The organism is Thermatribacter velox (assembly GCF_038396615.1).
GTDB lineage: Bacteria > Atribacterota > Atribacteria > Atribacterales > Thermatribacteraceae > Thermatribacter > Thermatribacter velox.
In genome coordinates this window covers 554,480-575,073 of sequence record NZ_CP121689.1, presented here as the reverse complement: position 1 = coordinate 575,073, position 20,594 = coordinate 554,480, and the positions used below count along the sequence as shown (strand labels likewise).

The 20,594-nt window shown below is 46.1% G+C and carries 18 protein-coding genes; 3 read left to right on the top strand and 15 right to left on the bottom strand.

Annotation, left to right across the window (positions count from 1 at the left end; all coding sequences use genetic code 11):
• Positions 1-36 precede the first annotated feature (36 nt).
• The gene (locus QBE54_RS02760) at positions 37-1,530 is read left to right on the top strand and encodes an aspartate ammonia-lyase (protein WP_369018836.1); all 1,494 of its coding nucleotides are present in this window, start codon (positions 37-39) and stop codon (positions 1,528-1,530) included.
• Complete coding sequence (gene hydF / locus QBE54_RS02755) at positions 1,527-2,786, top strand: [FeFe] hydrogenase H-cluster maturation GTPase HydF (RefSeq protein ID WP_369018835.1); 1,260 nt, start codon at positions 1,527-1,529, stop codon at positions 2,784-2,786. Before QBE54_RS02760 ends, hydF begins: the two co-directional genes overlap by 4 nt.
• On the opposite strand, the gene QBE54_RS02750 is transcribed toward hydF, so the two are convergent.
• The 7 genes from QBE54_RS02750 to QBE54_RS02720 are packed head-to-tail and all read right to left on the bottom strand — an operon-like array spanning position 2,787 to position 9,443.
• Positions 2,787-3,602 carry a hypothetical protein gene (locus QBE54_RS02750; protein ID WP_369018834.1) on the bottom strand — a complete coding sequence of 272 codons (816 nt, stop codon included), beginning with the start codon at positions 3,600-3,602 and terminating at the stop codon, positions 2,787-2,789.
• A gap of 6 nt (positions 3,603-3,608) precedes the next feature.
• Complete coding sequence (locus QBE54_RS02745; RefSeq protein WP_369018833.1) at positions 3,609-4,457, bottom strand: hypothetical protein; 849 nt, start codon at positions 4,455-4,457, stop codon at positions 3,609-3,611.
• Positions 4,458-4,513: 56 nt separating this feature from the next.
• The gene (locus QBE54_RS02740) at positions 4,514-5,317 is read right to left on the bottom strand and encodes a methyltetrahydrofolate cobalamin methyltransferase (protein ID WP_369018832.1); all 804 of its coding nucleotides are present in this window, start codon (positions 5,315-5,317) and stop codon (positions 4,514-4,516) included.
• The gene (locus tag QBE54_RS02735; RefSeq protein WP_369018831.1) at positions 5,311-6,645 is read right to left on the bottom strand and encodes a folylpolyglutamate synthase/dihydrofolate synthase family protein; all 1,335 of its coding nucleotides are present in this window, start codon (positions 6,643-6,645) and stop codon (positions 5,311-5,313) included. The genes QBE54_RS02740 and QBE54_RS02735 overlap by 7 nt, the downstream gene beginning before the upstream one ends.
• Before the next feature lie 9 nt (positions 6,646-6,654).
• Positions 6,655-7,494 (bottom strand): FAD/NAD(P)-binding protein, encoded by an 840-nt coding sequence (locus tag QBE54_RS02730; RefSeq protein ID WP_369018830.1) that lies wholly within the window; start codon positions 7,492-7,494, stop codon positions 6,655-6,657.
• Positions 7,487-8,485 carry a 4Fe-4S dicluster domain-containing protein gene (locus QBE54_RS02725; protein WP_369018829.1) on the bottom strand — a complete coding sequence of 333 codons (999 nt, stop codon included), beginning with the start codon at positions 8,483-8,485 and terminating at the stop codon, positions 7,487-7,489. The genes QBE54_RS02730 and QBE54_RS02725 overlap by 8 nt, the downstream gene beginning before the upstream one ends.
• A gap of 13 nt (positions 8,486-8,498) precedes the next feature.
• The gene (locus QBE54_RS02720; protein ID WP_369018828.1) at positions 8,499-9,443 is read right to left on the bottom strand and encodes a 4Fe-4S dicluster domain-containing protein; all 945 of its coding nucleotides are present in this window, start codon (positions 9,441-9,443) and stop codon (positions 8,499-8,501) included.
• A 199-nt stretch (positions 9,444-9,642) separates the two neighbouring features.
• Between QBE54_RS02720 and QBE54_RS02715 the strand changes: the two genes are divergently transcribed.
• Positions 9,643-10,836, top strand: coding sequence for an IS110 family transposase (locus tag QBE54_RS02715; protein ID WP_369017714.1), 1,194 nt, complete (start codon positions 9,643-9,645; stop codon positions 10,834-10,836).
• On the opposite strand, the gene QBE54_RS02710 is transcribed toward QBE54_RS02715, so the two are convergent.
• From QBE54_RS02710 to QBE54_RS02675, 8 genes are read right to left on the bottom strand one after another with little or no spacing between them, the layout of a single operon-like run.
• Positions 10,820-11,257 carry a hydrogenase iron-sulfur subunit gene (locus tag QBE54_RS02710; protein WP_369018827.1) on the bottom strand — a complete coding sequence of 146 codons (438 nt, stop codon included), beginning with the start codon at positions 11,255-11,257 and terminating at the stop codon, positions 10,820-10,822. The genes QBE54_RS02715 and QBE54_RS02710 overlap by 17 nt on opposite strands.
• Positions 11,250-15,734 (bottom strand): FAD-dependent oxidoreductase, encoded by a 4,485-nt coding sequence (locus QBE54_RS02705; RefSeq protein ID WP_369018826.1) that lies wholly within the window; start codon positions 15,732-15,734, stop codon positions 11,250-11,252. Before QBE54_RS02705 ends, QBE54_RS02710 begins: the two co-directional genes overlap by 8 nt.
• Complete coding sequence (locus QBE54_RS02700) at positions 15,724-16,218, bottom strand: 4Fe-4S dicluster domain-containing protein (RefSeq protein WP_369018825.1); 495 nt, start codon at positions 16,216-16,218, stop codon at positions 15,724-15,726. Before QBE54_RS02700 ends, QBE54_RS02705 begins: the two co-directional genes overlap by 11 nt.
• Positions 16,211-17,137, bottom strand: coding sequence for a methylenetetrahydrofolate reductase (locus QBE54_RS02695; protein WP_369018824.1), 927 nt, complete (start codon positions 17,135-17,137; stop codon positions 16,211-16,213). Before QBE54_RS02695 ends, QBE54_RS02700 begins: the two co-directional genes overlap by 8 nt.
• Positions 17,134-17,784 carry a methylenetetrahydrofolate reductase C-terminal domain-containing protein gene (locus tag QBE54_RS02690; protein WP_369018823.1) on the bottom strand — a complete coding sequence of 217 codons (651 nt, stop codon included), beginning with the start codon at positions 17,782-17,784 and terminating at the stop codon, positions 17,134-17,136. The genes QBE54_RS02695 and QBE54_RS02690 overlap by 4 nt, the downstream gene beginning before the upstream one ends.
• Complete coding sequence (locus tag QBE54_RS02685; protein ID WP_369018822.1) at positions 17,781-18,167, bottom strand: hydrogenase iron-sulfur subunit; 387 nt, start codon at positions 18,165-18,167, stop codon at positions 17,781-17,783. The genes QBE54_RS02690 and QBE54_RS02685 overlap by 4 nt, the downstream gene beginning before the upstream one ends.
• A 5-nt stretch (positions 18,168-18,172) precedes the next feature.
• Positions 18,173-19,591 (bottom strand): 4Fe-4S binding protein, encoded by a 1,419-nt coding sequence (locus tag QBE54_RS02680; RefSeq protein WP_369018821.1) that lies wholly within the window; start codon positions 19,589-19,591, stop codon positions 18,173-18,175.
• Between the two features lie 6 nt (positions 19,592-19,597).
• A complete protein-coding gene (locus QBE54_RS02675; RefSeq protein WP_369018820.1) occupies positions 19,598-20,587 on the bottom strand; it encodes an FAD-dependent oxidoreductase in 990 nt (329 codons plus the stop codon).
• Positions 20,588-20,594 lie beyond the last annotated feature (7 nt).

The window sequence follows — 20,594 nt, the reverse complement described above, 5'->3', positions numbered from 1 at the left end:
ATTATAATATTTTCGCTTTCTTATACCAGGCCTGAAATGAAAAGAAGCCTGGATGGTTTTCCTAAAATAGAAGTGAATACACAGAGAAAAGAGGGTAAAGCATTGAAAAAGGAATTTTTCCGGAAAGAAAGGGATCTTCTGGGCGAAGAAGCAATACCTGAAAATGCTTACTGGGGTGTGCATTCCAAAAGAGCCAGAGATAATTTCCCTTTCTCAAAAAAAGTCCCCCCATCTCTGGTCAAAGCCTATTTTGCCGTAAAATGGGCCTGTGCCAGAGCAAACCTGGAAGTGGGCCTTCTGGAAGCAAAGATAGGCAACGCCATACTGAAAGCCTGCGAAGAAGGCATGGAGGGCAAATTTAATGAGGAAGTCATCGTACCCATTTTTCAGGGCGGGGCTGGAACCTCTCTCAATATGAATATTAACGAAATAATTGCCAACCGAGCCCTGGAAATACTCGGCTATTCTAAAGGCAACTATCAAAAAATCAACCCCTTTGATCATGTAAACCTGAGCCAATCTACCAATGATACCTTCATGACCGCAGTTAAGGTAGCCACACTCTGGCAACTCGACGAGCTGGAAAAAGAAATCATTAACCTTCAGGAAACGCTGCAGCAAAAAGAGAAAGAGTTTGCTTCTGTGCTAAAGGTAGGAAGGACCGAGCTTCAGGACGCCGTTCCTATAACTCTGGGAATGGAATTTGGTGCCTTTGCTGAAGCCATCGCCCGCGACCGTTGGAGACTCTGGAAAAGCAGGGAACGAATAAAAGAAGTTAACCTTGGCGGAACTGCAGTAGGAACAGGTTTAAATGCTCACCCTGAATACATTGCCAGAGCAATCGTCCACTTGAACGAGATAACTGGTTTGCCGCTGGCCAAAGCCATGAATCTTTTCGAAAATACTCAGAATCTGGATGTTTTCTCTGAAGTATCGGGTCTTTTGCGTTCATTAGCCGTGAACCTGCGCAAAATAGCCAACGACCTGCGTCTACTCTCTATGGGGCCACGAGCTGGTATTAGCGAAATCAGCCTGCCTGCCCTGCAAGAGGGTTCCTCGATAATGCCTGGGAAAGTCAATCCCGTCATGTGCGAATACATAGAAGGCATCGCTATTGACGTAATGGGTAAAGACCAGGCTATAGCTTTTTCCTGCTCCAGTGGACAGCTGGAATTGAATCATCTCGGACCTTTTATTGCCGCTCACATACTGGAAATGATAGAAGAACTCAAATTAGGCATTAACGCTTTCACAGAAAAATGCTTGCGGGGAATAAGGGCCAACCAGGAACGCTGCAACGAATTACTGGAAAAAAGCTTCGCTCTGGCAACCTGTATAGTTCCCTATCTGGGTCATGAACGTACTTCAGAATTAGTTCAGGAGTGCCTCCGGGAAGGCAAAAACTTTAGGGACTTTCTCATCGAGCAAAAAATCTTTTCTGAGGAAGAATTAAAAAACATCTTGAACCCCCTGGAAATCTCGAGGCCCGGTATTCCAGGTTTCGGAAAAGTAGAGGTGAAAAGGCCGTGAAGCAAACAACACCACGTGGCCTGAGACCCCACATAGGCATTTTTGGTAGAAGAAACGCCGGTAAGTCTTCACTGATTAACGCTCTTACTCATCAGGAAGTAGCTATTGTATCAGAAATTCCCGGTACCACTACCGACCCGGTATTTAAGGCTGTTGAATTGCTTCCCTTTGGACCCGTGACGCTTATCGACACAGCAGGCCTGGATGATGAAGGCTTTCTGGGAGAATTGCGCAAGAAAAAAACCTTGGAAATACTCAGACGCTGTGACCTGGCGCTTGTGGTGTGGGACCACAACTCAGACTTGACCTTTGAAAAGCAACTAATCGAGCTTTTGCGAGAAAACGGTATAACCACCATTGGAGTACAGAATAAAATCGACTTGGTCGCAACCACCAACACCCTGGCTGACCACCAGATACCCACTTTCAGGGTAAGCGCCAGAACTGGAGAAGGTATAGAAGAGCTGAAGAAAGCCCTTATATCAATACTACAACGCTCCTACCAGGAGAAACCGCTAATTAAAGACCTCGTCACCATTGGGGACACCGTAGTGCTGGTGGTCCCCATAGACCTCGGCGCACCTAAGGGCAGGTTAATTCTTCCCCAGGTACAAACCATTCGAGAACTGCTCGATGCAGAAGCAGTAGTGGTAATTACTAAAGAAAGAGAATTGGTTGAAACTTTGCAAGGACTGAAAAATCCACCGCGAATGGTGATTACCGATTCTCAGGTGTTTCATAAAGTAGCAGGAGCAGTACCTCCTGGAATACCTCTTACCAGTTTTTCAATCCTCTTTGCTCGCTACAAAGGAGACCTCCTGACCTTCGTGGAAGGCGTGGAAGCTATTGAAAAGCTCAAACCTGGAGACAAAGTCTTAATTTCGGAAGCTTGTACCCACCATCCCATGCCTGATGATATCGGACGAATAAAAATACCACGCTGGCTCAGGCAAAGACTGGGTTTTGAAGTAGATATCGATGTTAATGTGGGAGCCAGCTTCCCAGAAAATCTTTCTCAGTACCAGCTGATAATCCACTGTGGAGCCTGCATGTTAAACCCTAAGGAAATGTATTACCGCATACTTACTGCAAAAAGAGAGAGCGTGCCCATTACCAATTACGGGATAACCATTGCCTATTTACAGGGACTCTTCCCCCGGGTGCTTGAAGTTTTTCCTGAAATGCAAGCCAAGCTGCAAGCCAGAACTTTTTCAGCCAGTCTCTTTCATCGCATCGGTGGGAAATGGTCACTGTAATCAGTTTTGCAGAAAGCGAAATATATCATACTTTCTAAAGTGGAGATAACGGTCAGTCATAACGTTGAGAGGCTTCTTGACTGCTTCAAAGTGGGTAGCAAGAAAGTCGAGTATGGTATCCAGACGGTTTTCCTGGGCAACTTTGCTCTGCCCAGCAAGGCGGTAAACTTCTTTGCCCTTTCTTTCCAGCTCTTCACTGCTGCTCACCGAAACAGGCAAAAAGGGTTTACGACGAACGTTAAAAGGACTACCAAACACCTGCTCTGGAAAAACCCCACTCAGGAAGAGTGCTATATCTCCAGCTCTTTTCAGAAAGACAAAGCGATAAGGCTCTTCCACTCTCTCGCTTATCTCAAGCATCAGGTCAAAGTCCATATCGCTTATAGACTTTTTAAGGTATATGCCTCTCCCTTTACGAATATAAAGAGTGATGTTGTTCACCTTCACAAAAGAGACAAGTAGTTCAACCAGGTAGTCCCTCACGTCTTCCCTCGAAACAGCTTCTATGACCTTGGGTCCATCAAATACGGGTACCCGCTCCCTATAGCCTATACGCTCCAGAGTATAATTCTCCCGTTTGATATCCCTTATTGCCTGCCTCAGAAGAAGCTCAAAGTAAAAATAGGGACTTACTTTCAAAAAGAGATGCTCATCGAGGACTAGCTTTTTAAAGACATTTTCATCGTCTAAAACTACGTCCAGTACCCGGTAATCGTCTCTGACCAGCTCTGCAAAGTGGGACGTTCCCTGTTCGGCAAAAGCCCTTGCCAGGTATTGAAAGTCTTCAGGAATAAACCTTTTAAAAACCTGGCGCATAAGGTATCAATACACCACTCCAAACTTTTCAAAGTAAAAACGAGAAACATCTTCAATCTCTTTCTTTTCTCTAATATTATAAACGTAACGGATTACTTTTTTCTTCCAAAATTCATCCTTGCTCAGTTTACCTTCACGCCACAGCAAAAAATCAAGAGCTCTAACCTGAAAACTCAAGGCATATTCCCCATCTAAGACGAGCTGAACCAGAAACCAGGAAGCTCCCGGAAAAAGGCGACGCAAACTCTCAAAACCAAAACCAATTTGATTCCATACCGCCTGGGAAAGGTCTTTACTCACCATTTGCATCTGGACGAAAGCCTGGTTATCCTCTGAAAGCCCGATATTCAAAACCTTGTAACCAAATTCCTCGAGAAGAGCAAGGGTCCGCTGAATCGCTTCATCAATGTCCTTACTACCCAACACATTGCTCTCAATCAGCACAAAGCTATTTTCGAAAACCAGATGGTCATTGACATAAAACCTGACCTTCCATTCCCCAGGAACAATTTTCGAAGCGTTCGATAAAAGATCCAGTATGCCCTGTGCACCTACGTACTTTTTAGTTTCCTCAATTATTAGAATACTTTCAAAAACCGCTCCCTCTGGAGAAATGAACTCCCAGCGAAGCGTTTCACCCTCCAAAACCTCTTCCAGGAAAACCCAACAGATTATTTTTCCATCCTCTGTGGAAAATTGTTCAATACGTTCCAGGGGAAGACCGTCCTGGTCAAGCCCTCTACAGAGCGCATAATCCAAAACTCTTGAAACAGAGGGTAACTCGGCAGCTCTGACCAGAGGAAGAAACATGCCAAACACAACCATTAATGTTACATAAAACCAAATCTTGCGCATCAAGCGATACACCGAAAGCCCCTTTTTCGTTTTCTCTATAATAACATAGTACTTCTTTAAGTGTTAAGTCTGCCTTCCCTAAAAGCGGAAAGATACTTCATACAAAATTCGTCAATTCCCAAAAGTGCCTCTGCCGCATAGATGGAAGCCATCAGTTCTCTGTCCAGAGGGTCAATAATTGCTGCGTCCAGGCCAAATCCGAGACAGAGCACCACAAAAGTCCGGTTCAAAAGCCTTCTGTTTGGCAAACCAAAAGAAACGTTTGACAAGCCACAAACTGTCTTCACCTTGGGAAACTTATCTTTAATACTTCTTAAGGTTTCCAGAAAAACTTTTCCCTGAGTAGAATCCGTACCCACGGGAATAACCAGAGGATCAATAAAAAGTCGTTCTTCAGGGATGTCATAGCGGTGCACAGCTTCCAGCAATCTATCCACCAGTTTCATGCGCTCCTGACCAGTCTGAGGTATTCCGGCTTCACCCATAGCCAGACCAACTATGGAAGCGTTCCACTCTTTAGCCAAAGGAAGCAACGCTTTTATTTTTGCTTCCTCAGCCGTAAAGGAATTAATGATTAACTCTTTCTTTTTGTAAACCTTCAAAGCTCTTTCCAGCGCCTTTTCATTAGCAGAATCAAAACAAAGAGGCACGCTCACCTCATCCTGAATAATTTCCACCAACCAAGGAAGGTTTTCCATCTCCGATTTAGCATCAGTGCCTGCATTCACATCGATGAAATGCGCTCCTGCCTGCTCCTGTTTTCTAGCTTCTTCAATAAAAAACTGAGCGTCTCTTCTTTCCAGAGCCTCTCGTATAGGTTTACGTGTGGCATTAATCCGTTCTCCAATAATAATCAACACAGCTCGACCTCCTCGCTAATATTAAAAATACGATTAATTTCTCCCTCAAAAAGACGGGCCAGATAAAAGGAACCAGCAACCACCAGAGGCAATCCGTTCTTTACCGCTAAATCTTTTGCAAAAGTGTAGGCCATCGCCGGGTCTTTGACAACCAGGGTGGGTGCAACTCTCTCAAACAGGGAAATCAGATTACCAGGCATTAAGGCCCGAGGGGTGTAAGGTTGGGTAACGACTATCGAATCCGCAAAGCCACCCAGAACTTCCGCAATAGAGTTGACATCCTTTCCCTTCACAAAACCCAAAAGGAAAGTGCTTTTTTCAATACCCAGATAATTACGGAGAGTGTTACGCAAAGCCAGAAAGGAATCACGATTATGGGCCACATCAAAGATTATCAAAGGGCGATTCGAAATTACTTGAATCCTTCCTGGCCAGCTTACTCTTGTAAGCGCGGCTTCTATCGCGTGTTCTCGAAAGTCCAAACCCCATTCCCGCAATATAAGTAAAGCCATCAAAAAATTAGCAACCTGATGGTCGCCAAGAAGGGGGAATAATGATGCGCTCCTGCCCCAGCTTTTCACCTCCCACTGCAGTTGAGACCCCAAAGAATCTCTGGACAGAATTTCAAAAAAACACTCTTCTTCAAACCGGGTTACTGGAGCACTTTTCAGGCGGGCAACTTCCAAAATCACTTTCTCAGCTTCCGGACATTGAGAAGCCAGAACGAGAGGAATCCCAGAACGAATGATGCCAGCCTTTTCTTTGGCGATCTCCCCTACAGAATTCCCCAAAACATCCATGTGGTCCATTCCAACAGGAGTTATCGCTGTCAAATCCGGACAGGAAACATTGGTCGCATCAAGGCGCCCACCCAAACCAACCTCAAAAACAGCCAGATCAACCTTTCTTTCGAGAAAATAAAGAAAAGCAAGAGCCACCGAAACCTCAAAATAAGTAGGCTTGCCCAAAGGAGAACTGCGACCCATTTCCTCAACAACGGGCCGAATACGCCGTACCAGCAATCCCAGCTCATCTCCACCGATGAAAGTATCGTTAATCCGTATCCGCTCTCGATAAGTTACAAGATGGGGCTTGGAATAAAGGCCGCAACTGAAACCGTAAGCCATCAAAAACCTATGCAAAAGGTAAGAAGTGGAACCCTTGCCTTTGGTGCCAGCAATCAAGATAGTGGGTACTCTGAACTGGGGATTACCCAAGCGGTCCATCAACTCCTGCATACGCTCCAGTTTTAAATCCGAATACGAAAAACCAATCTTCTCGTAGTTAATCAAACCGTAAAGGTAGCGCAAGGCTTCTTGATACAACATGACTCGACCTCAATATTCCTCCGGAAGGTTACGCAAAAAGTCATATCTGAAAACCGGTCCTTCTTTACATACATAATAAGGACCAATGTTACAGCGACCACATTTCCCCAGACCACATTTCATCTTCATCTCCAAAGTAGTTATGATATCTTGAGGACGACATCCCATCTCAAGCAACGTCTTAATGGTAAATTTAATCATTATCGGAGGACCACAAACAATAGCAGTAGGTGGTCTATTCCTATCCAGCGGGACAGATGCCTGCAATATCTGAGGCACCAAACCTACTCTTCCTCCCCAGGATTCGTCTCCTTTATCCACCGTGACGATGAGTTCCACATCCTCTCTCTCCGACCACCTCTTAAGCTCCCACTTAAAAACCAGGTCTTGAGGGGTTCTGGCTCCATAGAGAATGGTAATCACGCCAAAACGAGAGCGATATTCAGGGTCAAGAACATAGTTTATAAGTGACCTCAAAGGGGCCAAACCAATGCCGCCTCCAATAAAAAGCAGATTTTTCCCTTCCAACTCATTCACGGGGAAACCATTCCCATAAGGACCCCGGATACCTATCTGACTCCCCGGAACCTGCTGGTGAAGAGCCTCGGTAACCAACCCGATTCTCTTAATACTAAACTCGATGACCCCCTTTTGAGTGGGGGAAGAAGTTATCGAAAAGGGTGCCTCACCTTTGCCAGGAAGAAAAACCTCTGCAAACTGACCCGGGAGGTATTCAAAGTGAAAATCATCTGGAATCTCCACTCGAAAGGTTTTAATATCAGGAGTTTCTGGAATAACCTCCCGTATAACACAGAGCCGAGGAAGATAAATATTTTGAAGTTTACTCACGCTTTTTGTCACCCACCTCTTGCAACATTCCCCTAACCACTTCTCTGATGTCCCAGTTAACCGGACAAGCGGTCACACAAACCCCACAACCAACACACCCAAAACTACCCTCACGCATTGGAAAATAGGAAAACTTATGGAGAACCCTCTGGCGCACTCTCTCGGTATAACCGGGACGTGGATTATGACCCGAAGCATGCAAGGTAAATTTAGGAAACATACAGCTGTCCCAGCTACAAAGCTGATAACCCTTCAGCGCCCCATCCATCACAAGATCAAAACAATAACAGGTAGGGCATAGAAAAGTACAAGCTCCGCAGTTAAAGCACTTCCGAGCCAGTTTTTCCCATTTTTCGCTGTAAAAATTATCGTAAAGTCTCTCTGGAAAGTCCTCATTTATAACAAAAGGCTCTAAAAAAGATTCACTTCTTTTTCTTAACTTCTCAACCTCTTTCGATAACCCAGCACTTATCCCTTCATAAGTGAGTGGGAAAACATCAGCAGGATCCTCCAAATATAACCCTTCCTCCAGAGGCACCAGAAAGGGAGAATCATCAGTATGCCAAAAGGGTCCACCACCCACCCAGTTACAGAAACAGGTTACCTCGGGAGCAAGACAGGCCACAATCACCAAACGAAGAGAACGACGATGTGAAAAATAGAGACCATCTGGAGGTTCTTTTCCAATAAAAATTCTGTCCAGAACATCCAAAACCGCTTTTGCCTCGCAAGGCAAGGCAAAAACCAAAGAGGGTAGCGATTCCTCCTCAACCGGCAAATCCTCCACAGACCATCCTTTTCTATTCCATAAGAAGCGACAAACTTTGCGCCATTGAGGATAAAAGGCTTCCTTCACAGTACGTATTTCTCTGTCCAGGCTTTTAAAGAGATCCGGATATTTGTTTTTCAGCCGCTGGGTAACCCATACCCTGTCCCTTTCATTCACAATCCATTCTCGAAACTTTTCCTGGTTCCAGTAACCCTTTCTCATTATCCCTAACCCCTCACTTTATAAATTCGTTAGGGTCATTTTCTTTGTAAGTAAGCAAGGGTGCTTTTTCTTCAAGGCTTAACCCTGCTTCAAAACCAAAATACTCCTTAACAATGCTCTCCACCTTAATAGTGAGAAGCGCAATGGGGATTCCTACCGGACAGGCTCGCTCGCAAGCTCCACACTCTACGCAACGACCAGCAAGGTGCATGGCACGGCCCATGTGGAAAACAAAATTGTCAGAGAAAGTTGGACAGGGAGTTGTCCAGCGAGGGTGGGTGCTTTCCACAAAACATTCGTTGCAGTAGCAAAGAGGGCAGGCTTCACGACAAGCATAGCAGCGAATACAGGAGCTAAGCTCTCTGTAAAGCTCGTCAAAACGCTTTTCAGGACTTTTTGAATCCATTTCTTGCACATAATCCAAACCAAATTTCTCCCAATTACTCTTGTCAAGAGGCTCGCCGACCAAGAAATCATAAAGAGGAGGGTTGGGATATCGGCAACGAAGACAGGTGTTTTCCATAAAATCCTGATAGTGATATTCCTTTCCCTCGATAACAAAACCCTCTTCCTTCCAAAAAACTGCATCATGGGAAAAGTTTCCCAGAGAATCCCACATCTTTCTCCAGTCCAAAATACCTCTGCATGGGACGCCAATGATTTTCAAGCGCTCACGCTCAAATTGCTCTTCCTGAAGAAGAACTATTAGCGACCGTGCATCACAGCCCTTAGCAACGATGCCCAGTCTTTTATCACTTTTTTTATAACGCTGAAGATACCTGGAAAGGTTGACCGAACACAACGGATTAAAAATCATTTTTTCAACATCCTGCAGCTCTTCAGCAAACAAAGGCGAAGTTCGGAAAGGAAGAGAACCCCACTGGTAACCGATAATCATATCCACTTCTTTCTCCGCAAGCAACCTGCGGGCAATTTCCCTTACCTCTTCAGAAAACATTGCTCAAAACTCCTACGAATAATTATGGTATAAACTTAAAAGGGACAGAGGACCATGTTCCCCTAAGCCTTAGAGCTTCAAAAGGAGTCTGTCCCCCGTCCCTAAAGTCCCTATTGGTTGATTTGGCTACCAAGCCACTGTCAAGCGGGAGATAGGACTTGGGACGAAAAACCAAAAATAACTTTTGCGAGGTCTGGCCATGAACAAAAACTCCTGGCAGTATTTCATAGGCATTGATGTTTCCAGGGACAGGTTCACCTATGCAATCATCGATGCTTCTTTGCAGGTGCTCAGTGAAGGTCAACTGCATATGAACTTGGAGGGATTCACTGCCCTCAGCCAGCTTATTAGCTCCTATCCCAACTCCCTGATTGGTGTGGAGTCTACTGGGAGTTACCACCTCAACCTCCTGGCCTTCCTGATTACCAACCAGTACCCGGTGGCACTCATCAACCCCGCCCTCATCAAAAAGTTCTCTCAGAGCATCACCCTGCGCAATACCAAAACTGACCGCATTGATGCCCTCACCATCGCCAGGTTTCTGCTCAAAAACCTGGAAGTGATTCCTCACTTCATCCCTGACAAGCTGGATGACCTGGCTGCCCTGGCCAGGGTGAGGGAAAGCCTCACTCAACAGATTGCCAGAACCAAGACCCAGCTCAAACAACACCTGGTGGTGGTCTTCCCGGAACTGGTGGCTCACCGCAACATCTTCACCGATTTCCTGCTCTCGGTACTTGAAGAATTTCCCACTCCCCATTCGGTTCTCAAAGCCTCCCCAGGCAGAGTGAAGGCTGTCTTCAGAAAGCTCAAAGCAAGAGGAAGAAAACCATCTCTCAGTGCTGAACAGTTCTTGGAACTTGCCAGAGATTCCATCGGTATCTCCACCACCAACTATGCCCTGATCATCAAACATGAAGTGGAGATGCTCCGGTTCCTCAACCAGAAGCTCCAGGAGATTACCAAACAGTTCATCGAGGAAATCCAAAAGAACCAGAAAGACAACTTGGAACTCCTCAAATCCATCAAAGGAGTCAGTGATATCACCTCGGCTCATTTTCTGGCTGCAGTCAAGGATATACACAGGTTTGAAAACCGAAGGAAACTGGCTGCCTATGCAGGTATTGACCCTTCTATCAAACAGTCTGGTTCCCGGTATGCTCGAGGTGGAATCAGCAAGAGGGGCTCTAAGTCTTTGCGGAGATGTCTCTACCTCATGGCAAGTGGAGTTATGCGCTGCAATGAGTACTTTAGAGCTTATTACTTGAAAAAGAGAGGTGAGGGAATGCCCCACAGAAAAGCAATGATTGCCCTCTGTAACAAGCTGTTGAGGGTTATCTTTGCTATGCTCAGGAAAGGTGAAAAATTTGTTCCAGTTACACATTATTTATAGTTGACTCCTTTACCAATCGGGATGCAGGACCAACCTTCTTAACGCTTTCCACCACTTCCTCTACCACCTTAGAGAATTTCTGACCTTCAGAGGCTGAAACCCAGGAAAATTGCACTCTTTCCTCCTCGATGCCAAACCATTTGAGCATCTCCTTAAGAACCAGAAATTTCCTGCGTGCAAAATAATTGCCCCCAATATAGTGACAATCTCCTGGATGACAACCAGAAACCAGCACCCCATCTGCTCCTTCTCGTAAAGCCTTAAGAATATAAAGTGGATTAACTGCCCCCGAACAGGGAACTCTGATAACTCTAATATTGGGAGGATACTGAAAACGACTCACTCCCGCTAAATCAGCACCTGCATAGCTACACCAGTGGCAGAGAAAGGCCACTATTTTGGGTTCCCATCCTTCACTCATAAAGATATTCCACCTCCGCCATGACCTGCTCAGGAGCAAAGCCCTGAACTTTAATCGCACTGCTTTTGCAGGAAGCACTGCACAAACCACAACCTTTACAAAGAGCCAGGTTAACTTCGGCAACTTTTTTCTCAGGATTTACTTTTACAGCACCAAACTGGCACAGCTTCTCACAGTCACCACAACCAGTACATTTCCGCTCCTCTACAAAAGCCACCTCAGCTTCAGAAGTAATTTGTTCTTTGCTCAACACAGTCATCATGCGAGAAACGGCTGCTTTAGCTTGCAGAACACATTCATGAGCAAACTTCGGGCTATGAGCCAGGCCACAAACAAAGATACCATCAGTAGCGAAATCAACCGGTCGCAATTTCACATGGGCTTCCAGGAAAAACCCATCTTGGTTTAAAGGCACTTTCAGTTTTTTGGCAAGTTCCTGGTTTCCAACCTGGGGAACAACACCATTGGAGAGCACCACCAGGTCCGGAGCGAAAAGTACCTCCTCACCCAAAAGCGGAAGAAAAGCCTTAACAACAATTTTTTCTCCATCTACCAAAACCTGAGGAGGCTTATCGTCCTCAAAACGAGCAAAAACAATGCCCATTTCACGGGCTCTGCGGTAAAGCTCTTCCAGAAAACCAAAAGTCCGGATGTCCCGGTAAAGAATGAAAATCTCTATCTCGGGGTTCATTTCTTTCAATCGCAAAGCATTGCGAATAGCCCTCGAACAGCAGGTTCGGCTACACCAGGGGTGATCTGCGTTTCTGGAACCCACGCACTGGATCATCACTACCCTTGCAGGAGAGAAAGAACCCTTTTCAAGACTCTGCTCAAGTTCGGATTGAAGTATAACCCGCGGGCTCAAGCCATAGCCAAATTCACCTTCTTGAGGAAGATACTCAAGACCCCCTGTGGCAACTATCACGGCACCATGCTTGATCCTTCTCTCGGTATCCTTGACCATAACCAGAGATTCAAAATTACCCACAAAACCATTCACTTCTACAACCCGGGTGTTTAGCAGCACTTCTATCTCTGGATCTTCCAAAACCTTATTTTTGAGCTCATGAATCCTCTCAGTAATTTCTTCACCAAAGGGCGTCAACCAGCGTTCAAACCGGGCAACATAACCACCCAGTTCCGGCTCTTTTTCCACCAGAAAAACTTTTATTCCCTGCTTACGAGCCTCTAAAGCCGCAGTCATCCCGCTCAAGCCACCACCTATAATCAAAACCGCTTTTTCAACCGGAAGCAGAGCTGGTTGTAGGGGCCGTTTCAGAGAAACTTTGGCCACTGCCATAGAAACCAGTTCCTTGGCTTTCTCAGTAGCCATTTGAGGTGTCCTCTGATGCACCCAGGAACACTGGTCCCGAATGTTAGCCATTTCAAAAAGATAGGGGTTAAGACCTGCTTCTCGTAAGGTTTCCCTGAAAAGAGATTCGTGTGTTCTCGGAGAGCAGGAAGCTACCACTACTCGATTGATACCCAGTTCCATAATTTTTTGCTTCATTCGTTCCTGGGTATCCTGCGAGCATGTGTATAGGTTCTCTTCAGCATAAACCACTCCGGGTAAATCTTTAGCCCAGTCAACCACTTCTTTTACGTTCACTACACCTCCAATATTAATGCCACAATGGCAAACGAAAACTCCTATTCTCAGCGGCTCAATCTCTACGTTGCGCTCCGGGGGATATTGCTTGTAAGTAATTTCCGAAAAACGTGCTTCACTTAACAAAGAAGAAACATTACAACTTGCCGCACTTGCCTCAACCACAGTTTCAGGTATATCCTTAGGGCCTCCTGCTGTACCACAAACGAAAATGCCATCTCGCGCAGTTAGCGTTTTATCAAGTGGGTCAGTATATGGAAACCCGTTCTCTTGCAACGCTATCCCTGCTCTACGAAACATTTCCTGATTTAAAGGTGAGGCCTCAAAACCCACCGAAAGAATTACCAAGTTAAAGATTTCCTCCTGAAGATGACCACTTTCGTCAACAAAGTAAACCCTCAAATCCCCGTTGTCGAGCTCCTCTACCTTGCCCACTTTGCTCCTTACAAAACGGATGCCTTCCTCTTTGGCACGTTCAAAGTAACGTTCAAAATCTTTTCCCGGCGAACGCATATCAATCATAAAAATGGTTACATCCAGCTGTGAACCCTCAGCATCAGGTCTCTTTTCGGAGCCATGGACAACGGTGTTTACTCCACACCCACACACTGCTGCTTCTTCTCTTGCTTCAATAAGCAGGTGTTCTCTGGCCACCAAAGCTTCCTTAATGGCATACATACAGCAAACAGCAGAGCAATAAGGTTTACCACGCTCCACGTCTCTCGAACCCACGCACTGCACAAAAGCAATCTTGCGAGGTACCTTACCGTCTGAAGGACGAACCACCTTGCCCTGAGTGGGACCAGAAGCACTCAATATCCGCTCAAAGTCTAAACTGGTGATGACGTTAGCGAATTTTCGATATCCAAGCTCTCTATAGCGCTTTACAGGATCAAAAACCGAAGCACCGCTTGCGAAAACAACTGCACCAACCGGAATCTCTAAAAGCTCTTCAGAGTCTTCATGTATAATTGCTTCCCGCTGGCAGGCAGCGACACATTGCATACACTCTGAACAACCACCGCAGGAAAGACAGCGTCGAGCTTCTTCTTTGGCCTCTTCTTCGGTGTAACCCTTGACCACTTCATAAAATCCCCGGATTCTCTCCTGGGGACTCAGCTTTCTCATCCTGACTCGAGGCTTCTTCGGCTCCCGCCAGGGTATGGTAATGGGAGCTTTGCGTTTTTCAAAACTTTGAAGTCCCCTTCCCTGAAGATAAGCATCAATGGCCTGAGCAGCTCTTTTTCCATGAGCAATGGCTTCAACCAGCGTAGCTGGACCAAGCACTGCATCACCTCCGGCAAAAACACCTTCAACGGAGGTTTGCATAGTTTCATCAACTTTGATAGTCCCCCAATTGGTGCGCTCTAAGCTCTTCTCGGGTATATCTACTCGCTGGCCAATGGCTACCAGGAAAAGGTCTGCTGTCACCTCATATACTACATCGGGCATGATTTCTGGTTTTCTTCTTCCTGAAGCGTCGGGAGCACACAAACGAACTGCATTGAACTCCAGCACCACTTTCCCGTTTCGTTTCACAAATCTCTTGGGTGCTGCGCAGAAGTAAAACTCTATTCCCTCTTCTATCGCTTCCTCTATTTCCTCCGCCCTCGCTGGCATTTCTTCTCGGGAACGTCGGTAATAAATGGAAACTTTCTTAGCACCCTTACGCAAAGCAGAACGTGCGCAATCGATAGCCACGTTACCCCCACCAATAACCACGACCTCCTCAACCAAAGGCACTTTTTGAGTGCTGTTGACTCTAACCAGATAATCAAGACCATCCATGACCTCAGGATAGTCTTCTCCATCGATACCCAGCTTCATAGTTTGCCAGGCTCCGCAGGCAATGTACAGGGCAGCATAATCCTCTTTGAAAAGGTCTTCAATCGTAAAATCTCTACCCCAGGCCTTGCCAAAAATAAACTGGACTCCCAAGTCTTTTAAGATTTCAATTTCATATTGCACAACTTCGCGTGGTAAGCGATAGGGAGGTATACCGTAATGCATCATCCCCCCAGGCTGCTCTTTAGCTTCGTAAACACAGACTTGATAGCCCTCTCTGGCCAAAAAGTAAGCACAGCTGAGCCCGCTGGGACCAGCTCCAACAATCGCTACCTTTTTACCTTTGTTCTCTTTTTGGTTCGAAACAGGCTTTAAACCATTTTTAACCTCATAATCTGCTAAAAATCTCTTTAAGTAAGGAATGCCAATTGCTTCATCAAGCACGCTACGCTGGCAGTCCTCCATACAGGGGTGATGGCAAGCTCGTCCGCAAATTCCAGGAAAAGGATTATCCATTCGCACTGTTTGCAAGGCATCTTCAAACCTTCCTTCTCGAATCAGTGCTACATAACCCTGGGCTTTCTGTTCCAGAGGACAAGCTGCCTGACAGTTGGGCAAACCTCGTTTTTCAATTGCAAAAGCACTGGGAAAAGCCTGAGGGAAAAGACGGTAAATGGCTTTTTTCTCACTCAAACCACCCTCAAATTCGTTCGGCAAATTCACCGGACAAACTCTTGCACAATCACCACATCCAGTGCACTTTAAAGGGTCAATATAGCGAGGCTTGCGCCTGACCTTGACCCGAAAATCACCGGGTACCCCTTCAACGGACTCAAGGTTGGCACAGGAAATAACCTCTATGTTCAGGTGCCTACCGCAGTCAACGAGCTTTGGGGAGAGAATGCACATTGCACAGTCATTGGTTGGAAAGGTTTTATCTAACCTTGCCATAAGGCCTCCAATAGCGGTTGAATCCTCGACCAGATAAACCTTAAAGCCTGCATTAGCCAGGTCCAGTGCACTCTGAATGCCTGCTATGCCTCCTCCAACCACCATCACACTGCCTCGGCTTTTACCGTGCATTGCTACCCTCTCCTTCAACCCAACCCAGCTTGGCAATTTCTTCTCGATAAAACCTCTCGAACTCTTCCAGAGAATTGATGCCTTTGTTCCACAGATATTTGATAAGCGCTCGTCGCAGCTCTTGAGTCCTGCGGTCGACCTCGTCAACCACTTTTTTCCATTCTGCAGAAACGGTGCCCTCCTCTACAGCAAGCTCCCGCAGAACCTTCAAAAGATTGGTAAATTCAACATCCTGCGGGCAGTGGGCAGTGCAACGATAACAGCCTACACACAGCCATATGTATTCCGACTGCAAAAGCTCTTCCTGTTCACCAAGCAAAATCTGATGAATGATGCGGCGCGGATTGAAATCCCCCTCAACCTCGCTCACCGGACAACCCGCTGTACAAACTCCACAGGCAAAACAGGAAAGCAAACCTTCGCCCCCAGGGCGAGAAGCAACCCGATACTTGAACTGATAATCAAAAACTTTTGCCTCACTCATTTTCTCTTACCTCTCTTGGGGGTCTTGGATAGAGACCACACCTTTTTACAATTTCAGGAACAATGCTTTCCCAGGCAATAGCCATAATATGCACACCACTTACTCCCTCTATCTTTCGTACTTCGTTGATGATTTCCACACAAATCTTTATGCCTTCCTCCTTGGGGTCTCTGGCCTGGCGCATTCTTTCCAGGTAATAATCGGGTATTTCAAGCCCAGGTACTTCCTTTTTCATGTATTCCAGAGCCCGAACAGACTTAACGGGAATCACCCCAGCCATAATAAAAGCCTTCTCATGTAAGCCCCACTCCCTCACTTCCTCCATCCATTTTGCAAACCTTTCCAGGTCAAAAATCGCTTGTGTTTGGATAAACTGAGCTCCAGCCTGAATCTTTTTGGCCAAACGCAACACCCTCAACTCAAGAGGGTCAGCGAAGGGGTTTGCCCCTGCTCCCAGAAAAGCTCTGATTTCTCCTTTGATAGGTTCACCATTTTGAAAAACTTTCTGGTCACGCATGTTTTTCAAAATTTGCAAAAGCTGTATTGAATCCACATCAAAAACGTTTTTCGCTTGAGGGTGATTTCCCATGCTCTGATGGTCTCCGCTTAAACAGAGAAAATTCTCTATCCCCAGCGCACAAGCCCCCAGGAAATCACTTTGTAAAGCAATCCGGTTCCTGTCTCGACACACCATCTGCATGACCGGCTCCACTTTCTGGCGGGAAACAATCAGGCAACTGGCAAAGCTTGACATCCGCACAATGGCAGTTTGATTATCAGTTACATTCACCGCGTCAACAAAGTCCCTTACCTGTTCACATTTCCTGGTAATTACCGAGGAATCATTGCTTTTGGGCGGTCCAATTTCACAGGTAACCGCAAAATGACCCTCCTGAAGCACTCTCTGTAACCAGCTCACAGTCTGACATCCTCTCTTACCATTTTGCGATGTCCACCATACCTCGAATATGACCAATCCTTGGGGAGCTCAATCCGCAAAAGCTCTTCCACCCTGCCCAAAGACTTAAATTTCTCAAAAATAAGCTGCCAGGCACAATCGCGTTCCGGTCTTACTTCGCACTTTCCACCCTTGGAACCACCACAGGGACCATTTAAAAGGCTTTTTGCACAGCGCGTCACCGGACAGATACCTCCAAAAAGGTGGAGCAGACAATCACCACAACCGGCACAACGTTCCTCCCACAAACCTTGTTCGACGGGCAAACCCATGAATGTGGTGTTCAAAGCAGGATAAACCGGTTTTCGAAAATAAAGCTCTGCCAGAGCTTGTACTCCCACTCCACAGGCCAGAGAAAGAACTGCTTCTGCCTTTTCGACTTCCTCTCCAACCAGTCTGTTGAACTCTACCTCGCACTGTCTCTCCACCGTAGCACTCCAGGCCTCAAAGCCTTTAAGTCTCAGCAGGGCAGCAAGTTCTTTAGCCTCTTTTTCGCCACCCGACATACAAACAGCGACACAGGTCCCACAGCCCAGAATCAGGACTTTCTTAAAGCCATCTAAAAGCTTCAATATCTCAGGAAGGGGTTTTCTTTCACCAACAATCATTGTTTGTCTGAACCTCCAAAAAAGGTAAACATCTCGGTAAGCGCTCGCTCCACTTCACCAGTTTTATCAGGAGTGACTAAGGCCAAAACCACCTTTTTGTGAATCTGCGCTTCTTCAAGCAGGGCATTGGCTCTTAATGTCCTACGCAAGCCTATATCACTGCCTCGTATGTTCTTACAAGCATCCAGTGGACAACCAGCGAGCAACAAAGCATCGACGTCCTCTCCCAAGACAGTAAAAAGCATCTCCTCCTTAATAAAACCCAGACAGGGAATTGCGGAAAGCCTTTTCAACTCCCAGCCTGATGGTAAGGAAGCGTTCTCAAAATAACGCAAAAGCGCTGGATACCCGTTCCTTTCGCAACCAAGAGCTACCAGCCTCATATCAATCAACCTCGCCAGCGAGGACCAAAAATATACTGGCCGTTTTTGCAATCCAGGATTTCTATAGCACCAGCAGGACACAGAGAAGCACAAACACCGCATCCCTGACAGAGAGTCCAATCTATCATGGCTTTTTTGCGCTTACTTCTCCCTTCTATTTTCACAGCTCCAAACGGGCAGGAACGCAAACAGGTTAAACAAAGCACACATTTCTCTTCATCAACAGAACCACGTTCTTTGAGTTTCAGTTGTGCTTTCTCCAGATATTGAGCCACCGAATGCGCCAGATATCTCCATTCTTTGCCAGTCTCTTCCAGAGGAGCACAAAAAACCCCCCTCCAGTAAGTGGAATACTTGTCGACTACCGGGTTAGGAGGCGAAACAACCCTTAAGCTCGCATAGTCAGTGATAAAATATTCATCTAATGCCACAGGCTGAACCTCAAAAGAAGGCACAACAATAAGCCAGTCCACCAGGTAAGAAACTTCACGTCGGTCCTTTTCTGCAATAAAGTTCAGAATAATTTGTTGCATGCTCTCGGTAGCCCGACAGGAAAGGTTCTCAAATCGAGCTTTTTCAAAGCGGATTCCACTTTGCCTCGCTTCCCGATAAGCAAGCTCTGAATTCTCCAGTGCAACACCAACCTGTTCGCACAGAAAGAGCACTTCCGAACAAAAATCCCGGCGAATGCGAGTAGCCCAGGAAAAAGCCTCCCTCCACTGCCGCGGAGAAGCAAGTTTGTGCACCAAAAAGGCAACGCTCTTTTTCCAAAAGTTACGATGGCTATACTTTTTCGATAACTCTTCCAAGAAGAACGCTCTTCCCGTATCCTCTACCTCTTGGGGAAATGCAAAGGAAAGCGTTTTCCTTTCCGGCAAAAAAATTACCGCTCCGAAGCACGTCTCGCCATACGGAGAGTGAAGAAGCTTAAAATTAATTCCCTCCCGATAAAGAGTTACCTTTTCTCTGCTCACAAAAAAGGGTATCCCTTTTTCGCGAAGGGCTTTTTCCACTCCTTCTGTGTTCTTATTCCCTTCAGCAACAATTAAAACTTTTTTCTCTGGCTTCAAAAGAACAGCCTTAACTGGGAAGGGGTATTTCAAAACCAGTTCCTCCTGAAAATAATCTTTCCACCGGGCAACCAACTGAGGTGAAGCCGCATCTTTCGGAATTCCAAAAATCCTAAACTGGCTAAGGTCCTCCGTTATCTCACAAAATTCAGACAATAGCTCAAGGTTGGATTCAATGTCGTCAACCAGCAAAAACACTTTTTCAAAGTTTTTAACATCAATCTTCCTCCCGGTTGACCACTCCGTCCAGGAAGAAATCCGTAAATCTAACTCCTCTGAGAAAACACCGATAGCGTCCAGCAAAGGCTTCACGCGCTCGTATTCAGGACGAAATAATACAAGTATCTTTTTCAATTCCCATCATCCCGCTATCTCAAGTATATTTTCCGCCACCTGACAAGCTTCAAAAATGGTAGTTTCCACATCTTTGGGGCCTCCCGCAGTGCCACATACAAAAACACCCGGGTTGCTGGTTCTACCTCCTCCAAAATTTCTAATAAATCCCCATTCATCGAGTTCAAGACCAAAAATCCGCGCCAAATTTTTGGTTGAACTCCCCGGAGATAGACCTATGGAAAGGACCACCCGGTCAAATTCTTCCTTAATTACCTGAGCATGCTCGTTTTCATAGAAAACCTCCAAACTCCCATTTTCACCTTCCACCCTGAAAGGTATGGAGCGTATCAACGACACCTTATTACGTGCTACTTCCCAGAGATAATCACTTTTGGCGCCAAAAATCTGGAGGTCCATATAAAACATTGTGAACTCAAGGCCTGGCAAAAAGTAACGCAAAAAATCAAGGGCCCTCAGAGCATAACGGCAACAAATCTGCGAACAGTAACCTCGTTTTTCTTTAAAACTGCGCGAACCAACACACTGTATAAAGGCCACTCTACCCTGTGGTGGAAAGAGTTCAAATACCCTGCCATCATTCATACTGCGTTCAACATCCAGACCGGAAAGAACACCTTCCAACCTACCATAACCCAGGTTGGGTACCTTTCGGGCATCAAAAGGTTCCGCCCCCGAAGCGATAACGACATATTTAGCCCTTATCTCTTCGCAATTGGTGGCGACCTGAAACCCTGCATCAAAACGGGTCACTTTTAAGATATCCCTGGGGTAGAACACCAGAGACCGCAAATCTCCAATCTGTCTGCTCAAATCTACATTCCTGCAAATACCACAGTAAAGACATTGCTGGTGCGCTTTGCATCCCAGAGTAGCAGCCAGGCCTCCCACCGTGTCGTTTTTTTCAAGAAGCAGCACCCTGCCATAAGCACTGAGTTTTTTTCCTATAGCAAGACCTGCTGGTCCAGCGCCAACTATTAAAAAATCACACTCCAAGTTCTCC